Annotated in this window: 17 protein-coding genes and 1 riboswitch; of the genes, 10 read left to right on the top strand and 7 right to left on the bottom strand. The window is 70.0% G+C overall.

Annotated elements, in window-relative coordinates; genetic code table 11:
* Nucleotides 1-12: 12 nt before the first annotated feature.
* The 3 genes from GA0115234_RS35275 to GA0115234_RS35265 all read left to right on the top strand — a co-directional run bounded on the left by GA0115234_RS35275 (nucleotide 13) and on the right by GA0115234_RS35265 (nucleotide 2,693).
* Nucleotides 13-1,005 (top strand): tetratricopeptide repeat protein, encoded by a 993-nt coding sequence (locus GA0115234_RS35275; protein ID WP_093549878.1) that lies wholly within the window; start codon nucleotides 13-15, stop codon nucleotides 1,003-1,005.
* A 141-nt stretch (nucleotides 1,006-1,146) separates the two neighbouring features.
* A complete protein-coding gene (gene def / locus GA0115234_RS35270) occupies nucleotides 1,147-1,785 on the top strand; it encodes a peptide deformylase (RefSeq protein WP_093549876.1) in 639 nt (212 codons plus the stop codon).
* Nucleotides 1,786-1,961: 176 nt separating this feature from the next.
* Nucleotides 1,962-2,693, top strand: coding sequence for a D-Ala-D-Ala carboxypeptidase family metallohydrolase (locus tag GA0115234_RS35265; RefSeq protein ID WP_093549874.1), 732 nt, complete (start codon nucleotides 1,962-1,964; stop codon nucleotides 2,691-2,693).
* A gap of 65 nt (nucleotides 2,694-2,758) precedes the next feature.
* Here the strand turns inward: GA0115234_RS35265 and GA0115234_RS35260 are convergent, their stop codons facing one another.
* Nucleotides 2,759-3,733, bottom strand: a complete 975-nt coding sequence (locus GA0115234_RS35260) for a helix-turn-helix domain-containing protein (protein ID WP_093549872.1) — start codon at nucleotides 3,731-3,733, stop codon at nucleotides 2,759-2,761.
* Nucleotides 3,734-3,814: 81 nt separating this feature from the next.
* Between GA0115234_RS35260 and GA0115234_RS35255 the strand changes: the two genes are divergently transcribed.
* Entirely contained in the window at nucleotides 3,815-4,027 is a 213-nt protein-coding gene (locus GA0115234_RS35255) for a hypothetical protein (RefSeq protein ID WP_093549870.1), read from the top strand.
* A 12-nt stretch (nucleotides 4,028-4,039) separates the two neighbouring features.
* Here GA0115234_RS35255 and GA0115234_RS35250 read toward each other — a convergent pair whose 3' ends face one another.
* From GA0115234_RS35250 to GA0115234_RS35230, 5 genes are all read right to left on the bottom strand, one after another.
* Nucleotides 4,040-5,056 carry a ribonucleotide-diphosphate reductase subunit beta gene (locus GA0115234_RS35250; RefSeq protein WP_093549868.1) on the bottom strand — a complete coding sequence of 339 codons (1,017 nt, stop codon included), beginning with the start codon at nucleotides 5,054-5,056 and terminating at the stop codon, nucleotides 4,040-4,042.
* Nucleotides 5,056-7,467, bottom strand: coding sequence for a ribonucleoside-diphosphate reductase subunit alpha (locus tag GA0115234_RS35245; protein WP_093549866.1), 2,412 nt, complete (start codon nucleotides 7,465-7,467; stop codon nucleotides 5,056-5,058). Before GA0115234_RS35245 ends, GA0115234_RS35250 begins: the two co-directional genes overlap by 1 nt.
* Nucleotides 7,468-7,607: 140 nt before the next feature.
* Nucleotides 7,608-7,749: riboswitch (cobalamin riboswitch) on the bottom strand.
* 165 nt (nucleotides 7,750-7,914) lie between these two features.
* Nucleotides 7,915-9,549: a monocarboxylate uptake permease MctP gene (gene mctP / locus GA0115234_RS35240; RefSeq protein WP_093549864.1), complete on the bottom strand. Its 1,635-nt coding sequence runs from the start codon at nucleotides 9,547-9,549 to the stop codon at nucleotides 7,915-7,917.
* Nucleotides 9,546-9,800, bottom strand: a complete 255-nt coding sequence (locus tag GA0115234_RS35235) for a DUF3311 domain-containing protein (RefSeq protein WP_093549862.1) — start codon at nucleotides 9,798-9,800, stop codon at nucleotides 9,546-9,548. Before GA0115234_RS35235 ends, mctP begins: the two co-directional genes overlap by 4 nt.
* Before the next feature lie 266 nt (nucleotides 9,801-10,066).
* Entirely contained in the window at nucleotides 10,067-10,831 is a 765-nt protein-coding gene (locus tag GA0115234_RS35230; RefSeq protein WP_093549860.1) for a GntR family transcriptional regulator, read from the bottom strand.
* Between the two features lie 279 nt (nucleotides 10,832-11,110).
* Here GA0115234_RS35230 and GA0115234_RS35225 point away from each other — a divergent pair, with 279 nt between their 5' ends.
* The 4 genes from GA0115234_RS35225 to GA0115234_RS35210 all read left to right on the top strand — a co-directional run bounded on the left by GA0115234_RS35225 (nucleotide 11,111) and on the right by GA0115234_RS35210 (nucleotide 15,858).
* Nucleotides 11,111-12,394 (top strand): extracellular solute-binding protein, encoded by a 1,284-nt coding sequence (locus GA0115234_RS35225; RefSeq protein WP_093549858.1) that lies wholly within the window; start codon nucleotides 11,111-11,113, stop codon nucleotides 12,392-12,394.
* A 99-nt stretch (nucleotides 12,395-12,493) separates the two neighbouring features.
* Nucleotides 12,494-13,486, top strand: coding sequence for a carbohydrate ABC transporter permease (locus tag GA0115234_RS35220; RefSeq protein WP_093550423.1), 993 nt, complete (start codon nucleotides 12,494-12,496; stop codon nucleotides 13,484-13,486).
* Entirely contained in the window at nucleotides 13,483-14,313 is an 831-nt protein-coding gene (locus GA0115234_RS35215) for a carbohydrate ABC transporter permease (RefSeq protein ID WP_093549856.1), read from the top strand. The genes GA0115234_RS35220 and GA0115234_RS35215 overlap by 4 nt, the downstream gene beginning before the upstream one ends.
* 3 nt (nucleotides 14,314-14,316) lie before the next feature.
* Nucleotides 14,317-15,858, top strand: coding sequence for a glycoside hydrolase family 3 protein (locus GA0115234_RS35210; RefSeq protein ID WP_093549854.1), 1,542 nt, complete (start codon nucleotides 14,317-14,319; stop codon nucleotides 15,856-15,858).
* Nucleotides 15,859-16,040: 182 nt separating this feature from the next.
* Here GA0115234_RS35210 and nagB read toward each other — a convergent pair whose 3' ends face one another.
* Complete coding sequence (gene nagB / locus GA0115234_RS35205) at nucleotides 16,041-16,826, bottom strand: glucosamine-6-phosphate deaminase (RefSeq protein WP_093549852.1); 786 nt, start codon at nucleotides 16,824-16,826, stop codon at nucleotides 16,041-16,043.
* A gap of 197 nt (nucleotides 16,827-17,023) precedes the next feature.
* Here nagB and GA0115234_RS35200 point away from each other — a divergent pair, with 197 nt between their 5' ends.
* Both GA0115234_RS35200 and GA0115234_RS35195 read left to right on the top strand, forming a co-directional pair.
* On the top strand, nucleotides 17,024-18,094 hold the full coding sequence (locus tag GA0115234_RS35200; protein ID WP_093549850.1) for an SIS domain-containing protein: 1,071 nt from the start codon (nucleotides 17,024-17,026) through the stop codon (nucleotides 18,092-18,094).
* 364 nt (nucleotides 18,095-18,458) lie between these two features.
* Nucleotides 18,459-19,925, top strand: coding sequence for a PAS domain-containing sensor histidine kinase (locus GA0115234_RS35195; protein WP_093549847.1), 1,467 nt, complete (start codon nucleotides 18,459-18,461; stop codon nucleotides 19,923-19,925).
* The last annotated feature ends 88 nt before the right edge of the window (nucleotides 19,926-20,013 follow it).

Raw genomic sequence — 20,013 nt, 5'->3', positions numbered from 1 at the left:
CAGGCGGGAATCGTGAGGATCTTCGGGAAGGTACGGCATCGGCCCTCCGCCTCTTGGCGGCAGGCCACCGACCGCGCGTTCACGCTGATCGGCGACGGCCGGTACGAGGACGCGGGCGCGCTGCTGACACGTGCGGCGGACCTGGAACCCTGGCTCTCCGAGTCGTGGTTCAACCTGGCGCTGCTGCACAAATTCCGGCATGACTGGGAACAGGCGAGAGCCGCCGGCCTGCGGGCCGTCGCGCTGCTCGACAAGGAATCGGGCGCTCCCGACTGGTGGAACGTCGGGATCGCCGCCACCGCGCTGCAGGACTGGCCACTGGCCCGCCGGGCCTGGCAGGCGTACGGCCTGAAGGTGCCGGGCGCCGGCCAGCACACCTCGGCGGCCAACAGCGAGCCGGTCGGCATGGAGCTGGGCAGCGCCGCGGTACGGCTGTCGCCGGAGGGCGAGGCCGAGGTGGTCTGGGGCCGCAGGCTCGATCCGGCCCGGATGGAGGTGCTCTCCATCCCGCTTCCGTCGTCCGGCCGCCGCTGGGGCGAGGTCGTCCTGCACGACGGGGTGCCGCACGGCGAGCGGGTCACCGCGGCCGGGCCGTCGTACCCCGTCTTCGACGAGATCGAGCTGTGGGCGCCGTCCCCCGTGCCGACCTGGGTGGTGCTGCTCGAAGCGGCCACCGAGGCGGACCGGGACGCGCTGGAGCAGCTGGCGTCCGACGCCGGGTTCGCCGCCGAGGACTGGTCGTCCTCCGTACGGCTGCTCTGCCGGGCCTGCTCGGAGAGCCGGATGGAGAGCGACGAGGGCGACGGCGAGCACCTCGACCCGCACGACCACAGCGAGCCGGGGCATCCGGGCCCGCTGGGCCATCGCACCGCCGGTGAGTTGTGGCTGCCCGAGCGGGAGTGCGGGATAGCGGCCCCGGCCGGGCTGGTGCGCGGTCTGCTGGACGGCTGGGTGGCGGACAGCCCGGACAGCCGCGAGTGGCGGGATCTCGAAGAAGTCTGCTGACCGGTGCCCGTAGGCTGTACGGGCACCGGTCGCGGTGCCCGGGTGTCCGGGACGCGGAACAGTCGGACGGCCGGGTTTCAGGTAGGTCCGGGCCTCAGGTACAGGCCCGGTTTCAGGTTTTGAGGAAGGCGTACGGCGGACATGGCGCAGCAGGAGACGGACGAGCAGATCAGCGTCGACGACGAGGGTTTCGTCGTGGACACCGAGGACTGTGAGGCGCGCGAGGCGGCACATCGCGAGCGCGGCACCTCCCGTCCGATCACGGTCGTGGGCAACCCGGTGCTCCACAAGGAGTGCAAGGACGTCACCGAGTTCGACGACGAGCTGGCCCGGCTGATCGACGACATGTTCGCGAGCCAGCGGGCGGCGGAGGGCGTCGGCCTGGCCGCCAACCAGATCGGTGTCGACCTGAAGGTCTTCGTCTACGACTGCCCGGACGACGAGGGCGTGCGGCACGTGGGCGCCGTCTGCAACCCGGTGCTCGAAGAGCTGGCGCCCGAGGACCGGGTCCTGGACGACTCCAATGAGGGCTGCCTCTCCGTCCCGACGGCGTACGCCGAGCTGGCCCGCCCGGACTACGCGGTGGTCCGCGGCCAGGACGCCAAGGGCAACCCGGTCAAGGTCCGGGGCGACGGCTACTTCGCCCGCTGCCTCCAGCACGAGACCGACCACCTGTACGGGTACCTGTACATCGACCGGCTCTCGAAGCGGGACCGCAAGGACGCGCTGCGGCAGATGGCGGAGGGCACCCCGCGCTACGAGACCGTGCCGAACGACTGAGCGCACCCGGCCGTCATCGACGGGCCCGGCCTCCTCGCCGTCTCGCGAGGGACCGGGCCCGTCGGTTTTAGACCCAGGGCGCCGGTCAACTGTCATTCACTCTTGGGTAGTTGACGCGCGTCGACTCCTCCGACAAGCTCTCTGACCACACTTCCGTCACAGCGGGGAGCCCCCACATGCTCAGACGTACCGCACGACTCCTGCTCGGTCTTGTCATGACCATGGCTTTCGCCCTGGGCGGTGCCGTGGTGACCGCCGGCACCGCACAGGCCGACGGCTGCTACACCTGGACCCGCACGCTGTCCCCCGGCGCCACCGGCAACGACGTCGTCCAGCTCCAGATCCGGGTGGCCGGCTACCCCGGGTACAACTCCGTGCTCGCCGTCGACGGCTCCTACGGGCCCGCCACCACCGCCGCCGTCAAGCGCTTCCAGGCCGCCTACGGCCTCGCCGCCGACGGCATCGCGGGCCCGGCCACCCAGGCCAAGATCTACGCGCTCCAGGACGAGGACTGCACCCCGGCGCACTTCACCTACGCCGAACTCAACCACTGCAACAGCACCTGGGCCGGTGGTGCCGTCGCCGCGGGAACGGCCAAGGCCAACGCGCTGAGCACCATGTGGAAGCTGGAGGCGCTGCGCCACGCGCTCGGTGACCGCCCCATCACCGTCAACAGCGGCTTCCGCTCCACGTCCTGCAACAGCGCGGTCGGCGGGGCGTCGAACAGCCGTCATCTGTACGGCGACGCGGCCGACCTGGGCGGGATCGCCTTCTGCACCCTGGCCACGCAGGCCCGCAACCACGGCTTCAACGGCATCCTGGGTCCGGGCTACCCGGACCACAACGACCACGTCCATGTGAACCAGGGCCCCAGCCACTTCTGGTCGGCGCCCAACTGCGGCATCTGACACGTGGATGGGGCCCGCCGGTACCGGCGGGCCCCATCTCCGCGCAGGACGGTCGGGCGGCCTCGTCAGGCCACTTCGACCACGGAGCCCGGCCCGCGGAAGGTGCGGCGGTACGCGTTCGGCGTGGTGCCCAGGGAGCGTACGAACTGGTGGCGCAGTGCGGCGGCGGTCCCGAAGCCGGTGCGCCCGGCGATCGTCTCCACCGTCTCGGCGGAGGTCTCCAGGAGGTGCTGGGCCAGGAGCACCCGCTGGCGCAGCAGCCAGCGGTACGGAGTGGTCCCGGTCTCCTGCTGGAAGCGGCGGGCGAAGGTACGCGGCGACATATGGGCCTGGGCGGCGAGCTGCTCGACGGTCATCTCCCGTTCGAGGTGGCGCTCCATCCAGACGAGCGTCTCGCCGACGGTGTCGCAGGGCGTCCGGGGGAGCGGCCGCTCGATGTACTGCGCCTGGCCGCCGTCCCGGTGCGGCGGCACCACCATACGGCGGGCGATCGCGTTGGCCGCGTCGGGGCCGTACGCCTGCCGGACCAGGTGCAGACAGGCGTCGATCCCGGCCGCCGTGCCCGCCGAGGTGATGACCTGGCCCTCGTCCACGTACAGCACATCGGGTTCCACGACGGCCCGCGGATAGCGGCGGGCCAGCTCCGGGGCGTGGCGCCAGTGGGTGGTGCAGCGGCGCCCGTCGAGCAGCCCGGCCGCGCCGAGCACGTACGCGCCGGAGCAGACGCTCAGCACCCTGGCGCCCCGGTCCACCGCCCGGCGCAGGGCGCCGAGCACCTCCTCGGGGTACTCCCGGTCCATGAAGTGGCTGCCGGCCGGCACGGCGATGAGGTCGGCCTCCTCCAGGCGGTCGAGGCCGTGCGGCGTACTGATGGTGAAGCCGGCGTGGGTCCGGAGCACCGGGCCCTCGGCGGAGACCACCGCGAAATCGTGGACCGGCAGTCCCTCGTCGCTGCGGTCGAGGCCGAAGACCTCGCACAGCACGCCCAGTTCGAAGGGGTGGACCTCGTCGAGCAGCAGAGCGGCGACATTCTTCAGCATGGGGTCAGTGTGGCAGTAATTCGATGGTCCATGACAGTCCTGCCACTGCCGTGATGGGTCCGCGCGGACGAGAGTGGAGCCATGAACACATTCCAGAACGTCCTGGGCACAGCCGTGCTGATCGCTCTCTTCCTGCTGCCCACCCTCGTCGGATTCGCCCGCGAGCGCCGCATCGACCGCGAGCTGCGCGCCGCGGAACGGGCCCGGAGCGACGAACCCCCACAAACGGCGGACGCCGCGCAGCCGGTCACGGCTGCGCGGCGCCCCTACCTCAGAAGCTGGGCCAGGATCTAGGATCCTCCGGCTCTAGAAGTCGTCGTCGAAGGCGACCGAGCCCTCCACCGCCACCTGGTACGCGGACGGCCGGCGCTCGAAGAAGTTCGTCAGCTCCTGCACGCCCTGGAGCTCCATGAAGGAGAACGGGTTCTCGGAGCCGTAGACCGCCGGGAAGCCCAGCCGGGTCAGCCGCTGGTCGGCGACGCACTCCAGGTACTGCCGCATCGACTCGGTGTTCATGCCGGGCAGGCCGTCACCGCACAGATCGCGGCCGAACTGCAGCTCCGCGGCCACGGCCTCCTTCAGCATGTCGGTGACCTGCTGCTGGAGTTCGTCGTCGAAGAGCTCCGGCTCCTCCTTGCGGACGGTGTCCACGACCTCGAACGCGAAGTTCATGTGCATCGTCTCGTCACGGAACACCCAGTTGGTGCCCGTGGCGAGACCGTGCAGCAGACCCCGCGAGCGGAACCAGTAGACGTACGCGAACGCGCCGTAGAAGAACAGCCCCTCGATGCACGCCGCGAAGCAGATCAGGTTCAGCAGGAAGCGGCGGCGGTCGGCCTTCGTCTCCAGCCGGTCGATCTTCTCGACCGAGTCCATCCACTTGAAGCAGAACTGCGCCTTCTCACGGATCGAGGGGATCTCCTCGACCGCGTCGAACGCGGCGGCACGGTCGTCCGGGTCGGGCAGATAGGTGTCCAGCAGCGTCAGATAGAACTGGACGTGCACGGCCTCCTCGAAGAGCTGCCGCGACAGGTACAGCCGCGCCTCGGGGGAGTTGATGTGCTTGTACAGCGTCAGTACGAGGTTGTTGGAGACGATCGAGTCGCCCGTCGCGAAGAACGCGACCAGCCGGCCGATCATGTGCTGCTCACCGGGGGACAGCTTGGCGAGGTCGGCGACGTCGGAGTGCAGGTCGACCTCCTCCACCGTCCAGGTGTTCTTGATCGCGTCGCGGTAGCGCTCGTAGAAGTCCGGGTAGCGCATGGGACGCAGCGTCAGTTCGAAGCCCGGGTCGAGCAGGTTCTTCTGGTCGGATGTGGTCATTACTGGCAGGCCTCGCAGGACTCGGGGTTTTCGAGGGAGCAGGCGATCGCGTCCGCGTCGGGCGCCGACGCCTGCTGCACGGGAATGGGGGCGGCGGCCGCGGCCTGGCCGGAGGCGGCACGGGCGATCCGGGTCGCCGGGCGCGAGCGCAGGTAGTACGTCGTCTTCAGCCCCTGCTTCCAGGCGTACGCGTACATCGAGGAGAGCTTGCCGATCGTCGGCGTCTCCAGGAACAGGTTCAGCGACTGGCTCTGGTCCAGGAACGGCGTACGGGCCGCCGCCATGTCGATCAGACCGCGCTGCGGGATCTCCCACGCCGTGCGGTACAGCGCCCGCACCTCCTCCGGGATCCAGGCGAAGCCCTGCACCGAGCCGCTCGCCTCGCGCAGTGCCTCACGGGTCCGCGCGTCCCACACGCCGAGCTTCTTCAGCTCGTCCACCAGATACGCGTTGACCTGGAGGAACTCACCGCTGAGCGTCTCGCGCTTGAAGAGGTTGGAGACCTGCGGCTCGATGCACTCGTAGACCCCCGCGATCGAGGCGATCGTCGCCGTCGGCGCGATGGCGAGCAGCAGCGAGTTGCGCATCCCGGTCTTCGCGATCCGGGCGCGCAGCGCGTCCCAGCGCTCCGGCCAGTTCAGCTCGGTGGCGTAGTGGTCGGGGTGCAGCACACCGCGTGCCGCACGCGTCTGCGTCCAGGCCGGCAGCGGGCCGGAGCGCTCGGCGAGCTCGCAGGAGGCCTCGTAGGCCGCGAGCATGATCCGTTCGGAGATCTTCGTGGAGAGCGCGCGGGCCGCGGGGGAGTCGAACGGCAGCCGCAGCTGGAAGAAGACGTCCTGGAGGCCCATGGCGCCCAGGCCCACCGGGCGCCACTTCGCGTTGGAGCGGCCGGCCTGCTCGGTCGGGTAGAAGTTGATGTCGACGACCCGGTCCAGGAAGGTCACGGCGGTGCGGACGGTGGCGTCCAGCCGCTCCCAGTCGATGTCGCCGTCGGCCACGAACGCGCCGAGGTTGACCGACCCCAGGTTGCAGACGGCCGTCTCGCCGTCGTCGGTGACTTCGAGGATCTCGGTGCACAGGTTCGACGAGTGGACGACGCTGCCCGGCTCGGCGGTCTGGTTCGCGGTCCGGTTGGAGGCGTCCTTGAACGTCATCCAGCCCTGGCCGGTCTGCGCGAGGGTGCGCATCATCCGGCCGTACAGCTCGCGGGCCGGGATCGTCCTGCGGGCCAGGCCCTTCGCCTCGGCGGCCCGGTATGCGGCGTCGAACTCGTCGCCCCACAGGTCGACCAGGCCGGGCACGTCGGCGGGCGAGAACAGCGACCAGTCGCCGTCCGCGTCGACCCGGCGCATGAACTCGTCCGGGATCCAGTGCGCCAGGTTGAGGTTGTGCGTGCGCCGCTGGTCCTCGCCCGTGTTGTCGCGCAGCTCCAGGAACTCCTCGATGTCCGCGTGCCAGGTCTCCAGGTAGACGGCGGCGGCGCCCTTGCGGCGGCCCCCCTGGTTGACCGCGGCGACGGAGGCGTCGAGCGTCTTCAGGAACGGCACGATGCCGTTGGAGTGCCCGTTGGTGCCGCGGATCAGCGAACCGCGGGAGCGGATGCGGGAGTACGACAGACCGATGCCGCCCGCGTGCTTCGAGAGCCGCGCCACCTGGTGGTAGCGGTCGTAGATCGAGTCGAGCTCGTCCAGCGGGGAGTCCAGCAGATAGCAGGAGGACATCTGCGGGTGCCGGGTGCCGGAGTTGAAGAGCGTGGGGGAGGAGGGCAGGTAGTCGAGCCGGCTCATCAGCCCGTACAGCGCCGCCACCTCGTCCACCGCGCGCTGCGAGTCGTCCTCGGCGAGCCCGGACGCGACCCGCAGCATGAAGTGCTGGGGCGTCTCGATGACCTGGCGGGTGTGCGGGTGGCGCAGCAGATAGCGGCTGTGCAGGGTCCGCAGCCCGAAGTAGCCGAAGCGGTCGTCCGCGCCGTCGGCGAGCGAACGCTCCACCAGCGCGTCCAGCGCGGCCGCGTGGCGGGCCACGAACTCGGCGGTGCGGTCCGCGATCAGACCCTCGCGGTGCCCCACGGCGACCGAGGCGGAGAAGGAGACCGCGCCCTGGCCGGCCGCCTCGTCCGCGATGGCGAGGGTCAGGAGCCGGGCGGCGAGCCGGGAGTAGGCCGGGTCCTCGGAGATCAGGCCCGCGGCGGCCTCGGTGGCCAGCGCACGCAGCTCGGCCTCGTCCGCCCGTGCGCTGCGGCCGCGCAGCGCGGCGGCGGCGACCCGGCCGGGGTCGGTGTCGGGCAGATCGGCGGTGAGGTCGGTCAGGGTCCGCAACAGTGCGGTTCCCGGTCCGTCCTGTACGGCTGCCTCGGACTCGGCTGCTGCGGACTCGGCGACTGAAACCGGATCGGCTGGCGCGATGGTCACGTGGTGCTCTCCCTCGCTCGGCTCGGGGCCGGCGGGGGGACGGGGCAGCCGTACGGACACGCACCCGGGGCAGGGCAGCACTCCGCACGGCGTCCACCGGCCCAACCGCGAGGCCCGGACGTCTGGGCATCCGGTTCGGTCGAGCCGGATGCGCTGCCGGCAGGTCGTCGGACTGACTCGGGGGTGCACAAAAGCGCACTGAATACACCGTTGCGGGACAGTTCCGGATTCTCACCGGATTCCCCTGCGGCGACAGCGAGGACGAGCATACATGTGGGGGCTGCCCGATGAGGCAGCCCCCACATGTTGTGTCGCGCAACCCAAGTCGAGCTCACAGAACGAGCCGTACGGCCCTTTCCCGGGCCGCTGGGCCGGATCACGCCGACGGCCCGCCGCGCCCCGCTGGAGGAGGCTCGACGGGCCGCCGACGGGCCGTTGGCGCGGGTCTCAGTGACCGCCCGGCGCCCCCGCCGTGGCCGGCGGGAGCTCCGCGGCGACACCCGGGTCGCCCGCGTCGGCCGTGTAGTCGGCCGGAGAGGTCTCGTCGATCCCGGCGGGCGCCTTCACGGCGTTCAGGACGAAGGTGAGCACCACCGTCACCACCACGTTCAGCACGAACGCGGTGAGGCCGATGTAGCCGATCTCGCCGATGCCGGGGATCTCCTTGGACGATCCGCCGAAGTGCGCCTGGGTCGGGCTGGCGACCCCGTACGCGGCCACCGTCCCGTACACCATGCCGGCCGCCCAGCCCGCGAGCAGCGCCCAGCGGTGGAACCAGCGGGTGAACAGACCGCCGACCAGGGCCGGCATCGTCTGGAGGATCCAGATGCCGCCGAGCAGCTGGAAGTTGATCGCGACCGTCTTGTCCATGGTGAGCACGAAGGCGAGCGCGCCGACCTTGACCAGCAGCGACACCAGCTTGGAGACCTTGGTCTCCTGCTCCGGGGTCGCGTCCGGTTTCAGGAAGTCCTTGTAGATGTTGCGGGTGAAGAGGTTCGCCGCGGCGATCGACATGATCGCGGCGGGCACCAGCGCACCGATACCGATGGCGGCGAACGCGACGCCCGCGAACCAGTCCGGGAACATGTCCTCGAACAGCTGCGGGATGGCCAGCTGCCCGTTGTCCACCTTGATCCCGGCGGCGATGGCCATGAAGCCGAGCAGCGCCAGCAGGCCCAGCATCAGCGAGTACAGCGGCAGGATCGTGGTGTTGCGCCGGATCACGTTGCGGCTGCGGCTGGAGAGCGTCGCCGTGATCGAGTGCGGATACATGAACAGCGCCAGCGCCGAGCCCAGCGCCAGGGTCGCGTAGCCCCACTGGCCCGCCTCGCCGGGCGCGAGCGCGCCGCGCGGCTGCCCGGTCGCCGGATTGGTCTTCGAGAACGCCTCGCCCGCCTTGGCGAAGATGTCGTCGAAGCCGCCCAGCTTGATCGGGATGTAGATGATCGCCACCGCGATGACCAGGTAGATCAGCCCGTCCTTGACGAACGCGATCAGCGCGGGCGCCCGCAGACCGGACGAGTAGGTGTACGCGGCGAGCACCGCGAACGCGATCAGCAGCGGCAGGTCCTTGATGAACCAGTGGGTGTTCTCGCCGCCCCCGACGCCCATCACGTCCAGCACCGCCTGGATGCCGACGAGCTGGAGCGCGATGTACGGCATCGTGGCGAGGATGCCGGTGACGGCGACCGCCAGCGACAGGCCCTTCGAGCCGAAACGCCCGCGGACGAAGTCCGAGGTGGTGACGTACCCGTGCTTGTGCGAGACCGACCACAGCCGCGGCAGGAAGGTGAAGATCAGCGGGTACACCAGGATCGTGTAGGGCACGGCGAAGAAGCCCGCCGCCCCCGCCGCGTAGATCGCCGCCGGAACGGCGACGAAGGTGTACGCGGTGTACAGGTCGCCGCCGAGCAGGAACCAGGTGACCCAGGTGCCGAACGACCGTCCGCCCAGGCCCCATTCGTCGAGGCTGGCCTCGTTCTCGGCCCTGCGCCAGCGCGCCGCCAGGAAGCCCATGACCGTGACGGCCACGAAGAAGAAGATGAAGACGCCGAGCGCGACGCCGTTCACACCGTCCTTCATGCCTGCCCACCTCCCTTGCGGGCGCGCTGGTCACGCTGCCACAGCTTGTACGCGGTCATCGTGAGCGCGGTGGAGATCAGCACCCAGAGCATCTGGTACCAGTAGAAGAACGGAATGCCGATGAAGGTGGGGTCCACCTTCGCGTACGAACTCACCCAGAGCATCGCCACGAACGGCGCGACGAGACAGAGGGCGATGACCACCCGGACCGGTGTGACGGTGGGTGGTTTTCCTTCTGGGTCTGCTGGCATGCGGCGACTCCGTCCCCTCGCTGATCACCTTGTAATGCGCAGGAAATCTAGGGGAGGCTTCCGGTCACCGTCACCCCCTGTCCGCATTGCGGTCCGGAAACGGTCCTCCGAGTGGGTACATATGCGCGAAATCGCGTCAGGCGTACGACAGTTGGTCCGTACCAAGGCGTGCGAAGGCCCCCGTGGAGTGGTGCCTTCCACGGGGGCCTTCAGCGGTGGTCCGTACGGGCGCGGTGGCGGAAAACCGTCCGCCGCGCCGGACGCTCTCAGTCCGTGGGCCGCTTCAGCCGCGCCACGAACTTGTACCGGTCGCCCCGGTAGACCGAGCGCACCCACTCCACCGGCTCGCCCTGTCCGTCGATCGAGTGCCGGGAGAGCATCAGCATCGGCAGGCCCACGTCCGTACCGAGCAGACCGGCCTCGCGCGGGGTGGCCAGCGAGGTCTCGATGGTCTCCTCGGCCTCGGCCAGCCGTACGTCGTACACCTCCGCCAGCGCGGTGTAGAGGGAGGTGTACTTCACCAGCGAACGGCGCAGCGCGGGAAAGCGTTTGGCCGAAAGGTGGGTGGTCTCGATCGCCATCGGCTCGCCGCTGGCCAGCCTCAGCCGCTCGATCCGCAGCACCCGGCCGCCGGTGGTGATGTCGAGCAGTCCGGCGAGGGTGTCGTCGGCCGTCACATAGCCGATGTCCAGCAGCTGGGAGGTCGGTTCGAGGCCCTGGGCGCGCATGTCCTCGGTGTACGAGGTGAGTTGCAGGGCCTGGGAGACCTTCGGCTTGGCGACGAAGGTGCCCTTGCCCTGGATGCGCTCCAGGCGGCCCTCGACGACCAGCTCCTGGAGCGCCTGGCGCACCGTGGTGCGCGAGGTGTCGAACTCGGCGGCCAGGGTCCGCTCCGGCGGCACCGGAGTGCCCGGCGGCATGGTGTCCGTCATGTCGAGCAGATGTCGCTTCAGCCGGTAGTACTTCGGGACGCGCGCCGTACGCGTGGCCGCGCCCGTCTCGTTTTCCGTACTGCCCCCGTCGGCACCCATGGTCCGCCTTCCCGACGCTTGCGTTGCTGCCGTCACCGGCTCCTCCGTCTGTCGCGGCTCACATGGTGGCACGGTCCGGTCACGGCTGGTCGCCCTCCCTTAGGTGTCGGTCCTATAACGGACGCGAGTGCACTTCTTATACACCCTTGACACCCCTAAAGGTCTAGGCCAAGCTCCCGGTACTGGTCTAAACCATTAAAGACCAGGTCCAGCCCCAGCAGTACTCGTCGAATGTCTTCGCGGTGGGCGGGGTTGCAGTATCCCTGAGGAGGGTTTGGCGTGAAGCGCAAGCTCATCGCGGCGATCGGCGTCGCGGGCATGATGATCGGCCTTGCGGCGTGTGGGTCCGACGACGGCGGCGACAGTGGCAAGAAGGCCGGTCCGGACGCGTACAAGGGCCAGACCCTGACGGTGTGGACGATGTCCGGCTCGAACCCGGACGGGTGGACCAAGACGGTCACCGAGGAGTTCGAGAAGAAGACCAAGGCCAAGCTGAAGATCGAAGTCCAGGACTGGAACGGCATTCAGCAGAAGGTCACCACCGCCCTCTCCGAGTCCAACCCGCCGGACGTCCTGGAGATCGGCAACACCCAGACCCCGGCGTACGCCAAGACCGGCGGCCTCGCGGACCTCGGTGACCTGAAGAAGGAGATCGGCTCCGCCTGGGCCGACGGCGTCAACCAGCCCTCCATCTACGACGGCAAGCAGTACGCCCTGCCGTGGTACGTGGGCAACCGCGTCGTCATGTACAACAAGAAGGTCTTCAAGGACGCCGGTATCACCGAGACGCCGAAGACCCGCGCCGACCTCTTCAAGGCCTTCGAGGCCATCGAGAAGAAGGGCGACGCCGAGCCGATCTACCTGCCCGGCCAGAACTGGTACTTCTTCGACGGCCTGCTCGTCGGCAAGGACGTCTCGCCGGTCAAGAAGGAAGGCGACAAGTACGTCTCCAACCTGGCCGACCCGAAGGTCGCCGAGGCCATGGACGTGTACAAGAAGTACCAGTCCTACTCCAAGGCCCCCAAGGACAAGGACGAGGCCACCCCGCAGCAGGCCGAGGTCTTCGCCAAGGGCAAGACCGGCGCCATCATCGCGATGGGCTACGAGGCCGGCACCGCTCTCAAGGCCAACCCGAAGCTCAAGGACGACATCGGCTTCTTCACCATCCCCGGTGAGACCGCCGACAAGCCCGAGGGTGTCTTCCTCGGCGGCTCGAACCTCGCCGTGGCCGCGGGCAGCAAGAAGCAGGACCTGGCCAAGGAATTCCTGAAGATCGCGCTCTCCGAGCAGAACGACGGCGCGCTCATCAAGGAGGCCGGCTGGTCCCCGAAGAACGACGCCATGCAGAAGTACACCGTCGGCCAGCCCGCCGCCGAGGCCGCCGGTCCGGCCGCCGCCAAGTCCGGTGGCACCACGCCGCTGATCCCGGAGTGGGCGCCGGTCGAGAACCCGCCGAACCCGATCAAGACCTACATGACGCTGGTCCTTCAGGGCAAGGCGCCCGCCGACGCCGCCAAGCAGGTCGAGGGCGAGCTCAACAAGCGCCTCAGCCAGCAGCAGTAGTCGCAGTAGCGCGTCCCGCGCCGGGGCGGCGGGTCCTGACCCGCCGCCCCGGCTGTACGCACCGTTCCGTGTAGGGCTTTGTTGGAAGAGATGGCGAGCATGGCAGTGCAGACCGATCCCTCGGATGTGGCCAAGACGGCCGCAGTCCGCGGGCAGGACGGGGAACCACCCGTCGGGCAGCACGGGGGAAACAAGCGGAAGCCGGGTATCGGCGCGGCGCCGTACCTGTTGATGATTCCCGCACTCGCGGTGACGGCGCTCCTCCTCGGGTACCCCCTGGTGAAGAACGCCATGCTGTCGTTCCAGAACCTCAATATGGGACAGCTGATCCAGCATGTCACCGAGTGGAACGGCTTCAAGAACTACCAGGAGGTCCTCACCGGTGAGGACTTCTGGAGAGTCACGCTCCGCACGATCGTGTTCACCGGCGCCAACGTCGTCCTGATCATGATCCTCGGCACCCTGGTCGGACTGCTGCTCGCCCGCCTCGGCAAGAAGATGCGGCTCACCCTGATGGTCGGCCTGGTGCTCGCCTGGGCGATGCCGATCGTGGCCGCGTCCACCGTCTTCCAGTGGCTGTTCGCCTCGCGCTTCGGCGTGGTCAACTACGTGCTGGACAAGCTCGGCTGGCACTCGATGGCCGACTTCAACTGGACCGGATCGCAGTTCTCCACCTTCTTCGTGGTCACCCTGATGATCGTCTGGCAGTCCATCCCGTTCGTGGCGATCAACCTCTACGCGGCGACCACCACGATCGCCAAGGAGCTCTACGAGGCAGCCGCGCTCGACGGCGCCGGCACCTGGAAGATCTTCACCTCGGTGACCTTCCCGTTCCTGCGGCCCTTCCTCTACGCCACGACCTTCCTCGAAGTCATCTGGGTCTTCAAGGCGTTCCCGCAGATCTTCACCATCAGTGAGGGCGGCCCCAACCGCCTCACCGAGACCCTGCCGATCTACGCCTTCGTCGAGGGCGTCGGCAACCAGCACTACGGCATGGGCGCGGCGATCTCGCTGCTGACCATCCTGATCATGCTGGGGCTGACCTCCTACTACCTCCGCATCGTTCTCAAGCAAGAGGAGGACGAGCTGTGAAGCGCTCACTGTTCGGCCGCATCTGGCCCAACGCGACGGCGATCATCCTCTTCGCCGCACTGGTCTTCCCCGTCTACTGGATGTTCAGCACGGCGTTCAAGCCGACCGGCGACATCATCACCGAGACGCCGGTCTGGTTCCCGACCGACATCACCTTCGAGCACTTCAAGACGGCTTACCACGCACCGGACTTCCTGACTCTGGTCAGGAACTCGCTCACCGTCACCCTGCTCGCGGTGGTCTTCTCGCTGATCATCGCGCTCTTCGCCTCGTTCGCGCTGGCCCGGATGCGGTTCAAGGGCCGCAAGAGCATGATCCTGGTCTTCATGATCGCCCAGATGGCGCCGTGGGAAGTCATGGTCATCGCGATCTACATGCTGGTCCGCGACGCGGACATGCTCAACAGCCTGGTCCCGCTGACGCTCTTCTACATGGTGATGGTGCTCCCCTTCACGATCCTCACGCTGCGCGGCTACGTTGCCGCGGTGCCCAAGGAACTGGAGGAGTCCGCCATGGTCGACGGCTGTACGCGCCCGCAGGCGTTCGTCAAGGTGATCCTGCCGCTGCTCGCCCCCGGTCTGATGGCCACCTCGCTCTTCGGCTTCATCACCGCGTGGAACGAATTCCCGCTGGTCCTGATCCTCAACAAGGACCCCGAGGCCAAGACGCTTCCGCTCTGGCTCTCCCAGTTCCAGAGCCAGTTCGGCGACGACTGGGGCGCCACCATGGCGGCGGCCTCGATCTTCGCCATCCCGATCCTCGTCCTGTTCGTCTTCCTGCAGCGCAAGGCCGTCAGCGGCCTCACCGACGGTGCCGTGAAGGGATAACCCATGACCACCTCGATATCCACCACGGACACCGTCACCCGCGACGCGCTCGCCGTCCTGCAGCCCGGATTCACCGGCACCACCGCTCCGGACTGGGTGCTGCGCCGGGTCGACGAGGGCCTCGCCTCCGTCGCCCTGTTCGGCCGCAACATCCGCACGGCCGAGCAGGTCACCGCGCTCACCGCCCAGCTCAGGGCCGGGCGCGAGGACCTCCTCGTCGCGATCGACGAGGAGGGCGGCGACGTCACCCGTCTGGAGGTGCGCACCGGCTCCTCGTTCCCGGGCAACCTCGCCCTCGGACACGTCGACGACCTCGCCCTGACCCGCGCGGTCGCCCAGGAGCTCGGCCGCCGGCTCGCCGAGTGCGGCGTCAACCTCAACTGGGCGCCGTCCGCGGACGTCAACTCCAACCCGGGCAACCCGATCATCGGCGTACGGTCCTTCGGCGCCGACACCGGGCTCGTGGCCCGGCACACCGCCGCGTACATCGAGGGCCTCCAGGCCTCCGGGGTCGCCGCCTGCACCAAGCACTTCCCGGGGCACGGCGACACCGCGATCGACTCGCACCACGCGATGCCGCGCATCGACGTGGACCTGGAGACCCTGCACGCCCGTGAGCTGGTGCCCTTCCGGGCGGCCATCGCGGCGGGCTCCAAGTGCGTGATGAGCGCGCACATCCTGCTGCCGGCGCTCGACCCGGACCGCCCCGCCACGGTGAGCCCGCGGATCCTCACCGGACTGCTCCGCCAGGAGCTGGGCTACGACGGACTGATCGTCACCGACGCCGTGGAGATGCAGGCCATCTCCGCGACGTACGGCATCGAGCAGGGCTCCGTCCTCGCGATCGCCGCCGGGGCCGACGCGCTGTGCGTCGGCGGCGGTCTGGAGGACGACGGCACGGTGCTCCGGCTGCGCGACGCGCTGGTCCGGGCGGTGCACAGCGGTGAACTCGCCGAGGAGCGGCTCGCGGACGCGGCCGCACGGGTACGTGCCCTCGCGTCCTGGACGCAGGGGGCCAAGGGGGCCGGTCCGGGTCCGGGTACGGCAGCGCAGGAGGGGACCGCGCCCGGCACCGGAATCGGCTCCGACATCGGCCTGGTCGCGGCCCGCCGGGCCGTGCGGGCGACCGGCTCCGCCGGCCCGCTGACCGAGCCCGCTTACGTCGCCGCGTTCACCTCGGCGTCGAACATCGCCGTCGGCGACGAGACTCCGTGGGGCGTCGGCGCCGAGCTGGGCCGGCTGCTGCCGGGCACCGGCACCGGCACGTACAGCAGCGAGACCGAGGCACCTGTCGACGCGGTGCTGGCGGCGGCGGGGGAGCGGCGCATCGTCGTCGTGGTCCGTGACGTCCACCGGCACGCCTGGATGGGCGAGGCGCTCGACGCCCTGGTGGCCCGGCGTCCCGACGCGGTCGTGGTCGAGATGGGCGTCCCGCAGGCGGCCCCCCGGGGTGCCCTGCACATCGCCACCCACGGCGCGGCCCGGGTCTGCGGCCTCGCGGCGGCGGAGCTCATCGTCAGGGGCACGGACGGCCCGACGGCCTGAGCGCCGGGCGTGATGCGGGGCCGGGGGGCCGCATCACGCCCGGCACGGCGGCCCACGACGGCATACGAGAGGGCCGGGACACCCACCGCGGGTGCCCCGGCCCTCTCGTCGTGCCCGGGACGGTCAGAGTCCTTCGGGCCGGGCCGGACTCCACGAGCCCGGCCCGGCCCGGACAAAAGGCTCTACAGCCCCTGCCACGCCGGCTTCGCCGCGTACGTGGCGCGGAAGTAGTCCGCCAGCTTCAGCTTGGACGCGGCGGCCTCGTCGACCACCACCGTGGCGTGCGGGTGCAGCTGGAGCGCCGACGCGGGGACGACCGAGGCGACCGGACCCTCCACCGTCTGCGCCACCGCGTCCGCCTTGCCCTCGCCGGTGGCGAGCAGGACGGGGTGACGGGACTCCAGGATGGTGCCGATGCCCTGGGTGATCACATGGTGCGGCACCTGCGTGATGTCGTTGTCGAAGAAGCGCGCGTTGTCGACCCGGGTCTGCTCGGTGAGCGTCTTGATCCGGGTACGGGAGGCGAGCGAGGAGCACGGCTCGTTGAAGCCTATGTGCCCGTCGGTGCCGATGCCGAGGAGCTGGAGATCCACTCCGCCGGCCTCGGCGAGTGCCTTGTCGTACGCCTGGCAGGCAGCCTGGACGTCCTCGGCGGAGCCGTCGGGGCCCATGAAGGAGGCCTCGGACAGGCCGAGCGGTTCGACGACCTCGCGCAGCACCACCGAGCGGTAGGACTCGGGGTGGCCCGCCGGCAGCCCGACGTACTCGTCGAGCTGGCAGATGCGGGCGCGCGAGGCGTCGACGGCACCGGAGCGGACCTTGGCCGCCAGCGCCTGGTAGATGGGCAGCGGGGTCGAGCCGGTGGCAACGCCGAGAAGGGCGTCGGGCTTGCGGCTCAGCAGGGCGGCGATGGTCTCCGCGATGAGTTCGCCGCCTGCCTTGGCGTCCGGGACGATGACAACTTCCACGCGGGGCCTGCCGATCTGAAAGAGTGGAGTCAGGTGGTATAGACCAATAGGCTCCCAATCTAGCAGACCCCGTCGACGCCGGCACGGCCGATGTGCGCGTCCCGGCCGCGGCCCGCTGGCGGCCCTCGGGCCCTCCGTGGTCGACTGTTCCGAACGGCGTCGCCGGCACACCGGGACCCCTCTGGGAGGCACTCGACATGTCCGCCACTTCACCGGCCCAGGAGAGCGAGCGGCCGGGCCGGATCATGTCCGGCGAGATGGCCGAGCAGCCCGCGATGCTCCGCCGCATCCTCGACCGGGGTGCCCCCGCGATCCGCGAGGTGGCCGCCGCCGTCGCGGCGCGGAAGCCGCGCTTCGTCCTGCTCACCGCCCGGGGCACCTCGGACAACGCCGCGCTGTACGCCAAGTACCTGCTGGAGATCCGGCTCGGGCTGCCCTGCGGGCTCGCCTCGATGTCGACCACCACCGCGTACGGCGCGAAGCCGGACCTCAGGGACGTCCTGGTCGTCACCGTCAGCCAGTCCGGCGGCTCGCCCGACCTGGTGGCCTCCACGCGGGCCGCGCGCGAGGCCGGTGCGATCACCCTGGCCGTCACCAACAACCGGGACTCGCCGCTGTCCGCCGTCTCCGAGTACCACATCGACATCCTGGCCGGACCGGAGAAGGCCCTCCCCGCCACCAAGACGTACACCGCCTCACTCCTGTCCCTCTACCTCTTCGTGGAGGGGCTGGCCGGCGGCGACGGCTCGGCCGCCGAGGTCCTGCCGGAGCGGGCCGCGGAGATCCTGGCCCGCAGGGACGAGGTCAGGGCCCTGGCGGCGCGCTACCGCTTCGCCGAGCGCATGGTCATCACCTCCCGCGGCTACGGCTACCCCACCGCCAAGGAAGCCGCCCTGAAGCTGATGGAGACCAGCTACATCCCGGCCCTCTCCTACTCGGGCGCCGATCTGCTGCACGGCCCGCTGGCCATGGTCGACAACATCTCCCCGGTGATCGCCGTGGTCACCGACGGCCGGGGCGGCGAGGCGCTCCAGCCGGTCCTGGACCGGCTGCGCGGCCGCGGCGCGGACCTCTTCGTGGTCGGCCCCGAGGCCCAGGTCGAGGCGGCGTCCGCGGGCTTCGTGCTGCCGACCGCCGGGGTCGCCGAGGAGCTCCAGCCGGTCCTGGAGATCCTGCCGCTGCAGATGCTGGCGTACGAGGTGACGATCGCCCGCGGTCAGGACCCGGACGCGCCCCGCGCCCTGGCCAAGGTCACCGAGACCCACTGAACGCGGCGGACGGCCCCGGGAACACCCGCGGGCCACGGCGCCGGGACGGGACCCTCGGCCCGTCCGGCACCGCAGCCCGGAGTAAGACCGTCCCTCACGGACGGTCCGATCGGCCGGCGGTGTGCGGTGCCCCCGGCCGGGGAGAGGTACCGGCGCGGTCAGGGCAGAGAGCGCGGGTACCTCGATCCGCCCTCCTGTGCGGGGAGAGCGGAAGCTCTGTCTTGAGCATTGTGGACTAGACCATTCGCCCGTGTCCATCCGTCGGAGCGCCGCAATTTCCGGGCTCCTTCCTCTGCACGTGCGGCCGGGTCGTCCGGTTCGGAACCTTTGCCCGTACGCGGGTACGCTCGCACACGTGCCCTCCATGAACGACCTCGTACGCCAGCACACAGCCCTCGGTGACACCGACCTGGAGTGGCTGCACCTCCTGGTCTCGGAGTGGCAGCTGCTCTCCGACCTGTCCTTCGCCGACCTCGTGCTCTGGGTCCCTACCCGTGACGGCACCCGCTATGTGTCCGTGGCCCAGATGCGCCCCAACACCGGCCCCACCTCCTACCAGGACGACATGGTCGGGCACCTGGTGCCGCGCGGCCGCCGCCCCCTGCTGGACGCGGCGCTGGACGAGGGCCGCATCGTGCGCGAGGGCGACCCGGAGTGGCGCGAGGAGGTACCGGTACGGGTCGAGTCGATCCCCGTACGCAGGGAGGGCCGGGTCCTCGGGGTCATCGCCCGCAACACCAACCTCCTCACCGTCCGGACCCCGTCCAGGCTGGAGCTCACCTACCTCCAGTCGGCCTCCGACCTGGCCCAGATGATCGCCGCCGGGTCCTTCCCCTTCCCCGGCCAGCAGGTCGACATGGACGCCTCGCCGCGCGTCGGTGACGGGCTGATCCGGCTCGACGCCGACGGAGTCGTCCAGTACGCCAGCCCCAACGGCCTCTCCGCGTACCACCGTCTGGGCCTCGCCTCCGATCTGGTCGGCCAGCACCTCGGCGGGATCACCGCCGAACTCGCCCCCTCCCGGGGCCCGGTGGACGAGGCCCTGGTCAAACTGGCCAGCGGCTACGCGCCCCGGGAGTTCGAGGTCGAGTGCGCGGGCGGGGTGATCCAGCTCCGGGCGATCCCGCTCAAGCCCAAGGGCGTCCGCATCGGCTCCCTGGTCCTGCTCCGGGACGTCACCGAACTCCGCCGCCGCGAACGCGAGTTGATCACCAAGGACGCCACCATCCGGGAGATCCACCATCGGGTGAAGAACAACCTCCAGACCGTTGCCGCCCTGTTGCGGCTCCAGGCCCGCCGGATGGACTCCGTACGGGGCCGGGAGGCGCTCAACGAGGCGGTCCGGCGCGTCGGTTCGATCGCCATCGTCCATGAGACGCTGTCCCAGAATCTGGACGAGCGGGTGGAGTTCGACGAGATCGCCGACCGCGTCATCGCGATGGTCGCCGAGATCTCGCCGGGCAAGGTCACCTGCCGCCGGACGGGACGCTTCGGCATCCTCGACGCCGAAGTGGCCACGCCGCTGGCGATGGTGCTCACCGAGATCCTGCAGAACGCCCTGGAGCACGCCTTCACGCTCGCCGAGTCCGGCACGGTGGAGGTGTCCGCGGTGCGCGGCGGATCCTCGGTCGGGACCCGGCTGCTGATCACGGTCCAGGACGACGGGTGCGGACTGCCCGAGGGATTCGATCCGCAGCGCGCCGGCAATCTGGGGCTCCAGATCGTCAGGACGCTGGTGGAGGGCGAGCTGGGCGGAACCTTCGGCATGGTCCCCGCGCCCGAACGCGGCACCCAGGTCGTGCTCGACATCCCGGTCCGGTCCGAGAAGTAGCCCTTCCGGTCCGCCTGTTGGTCCGGGCGGACCGGCGGCGGCCCGGACGCAGCAGTGAGCCCGGACCGTTCTCACGGTCCGGGCTCAC

The organism is Streptomyces sp. DvalAA-43 (genome assembly GCF_900091725.1).
In the GTDB taxonomy this organism is placed as follows: domain Bacteria; phylum Actinomycetota; class Actinomycetes; order Streptomycetales; family Streptomycetaceae; genus Streptomyces; species Streptomyces pulveraceus.
This window is presented reverse-complemented; position numbering and strand designations above follow the sequence as displayed.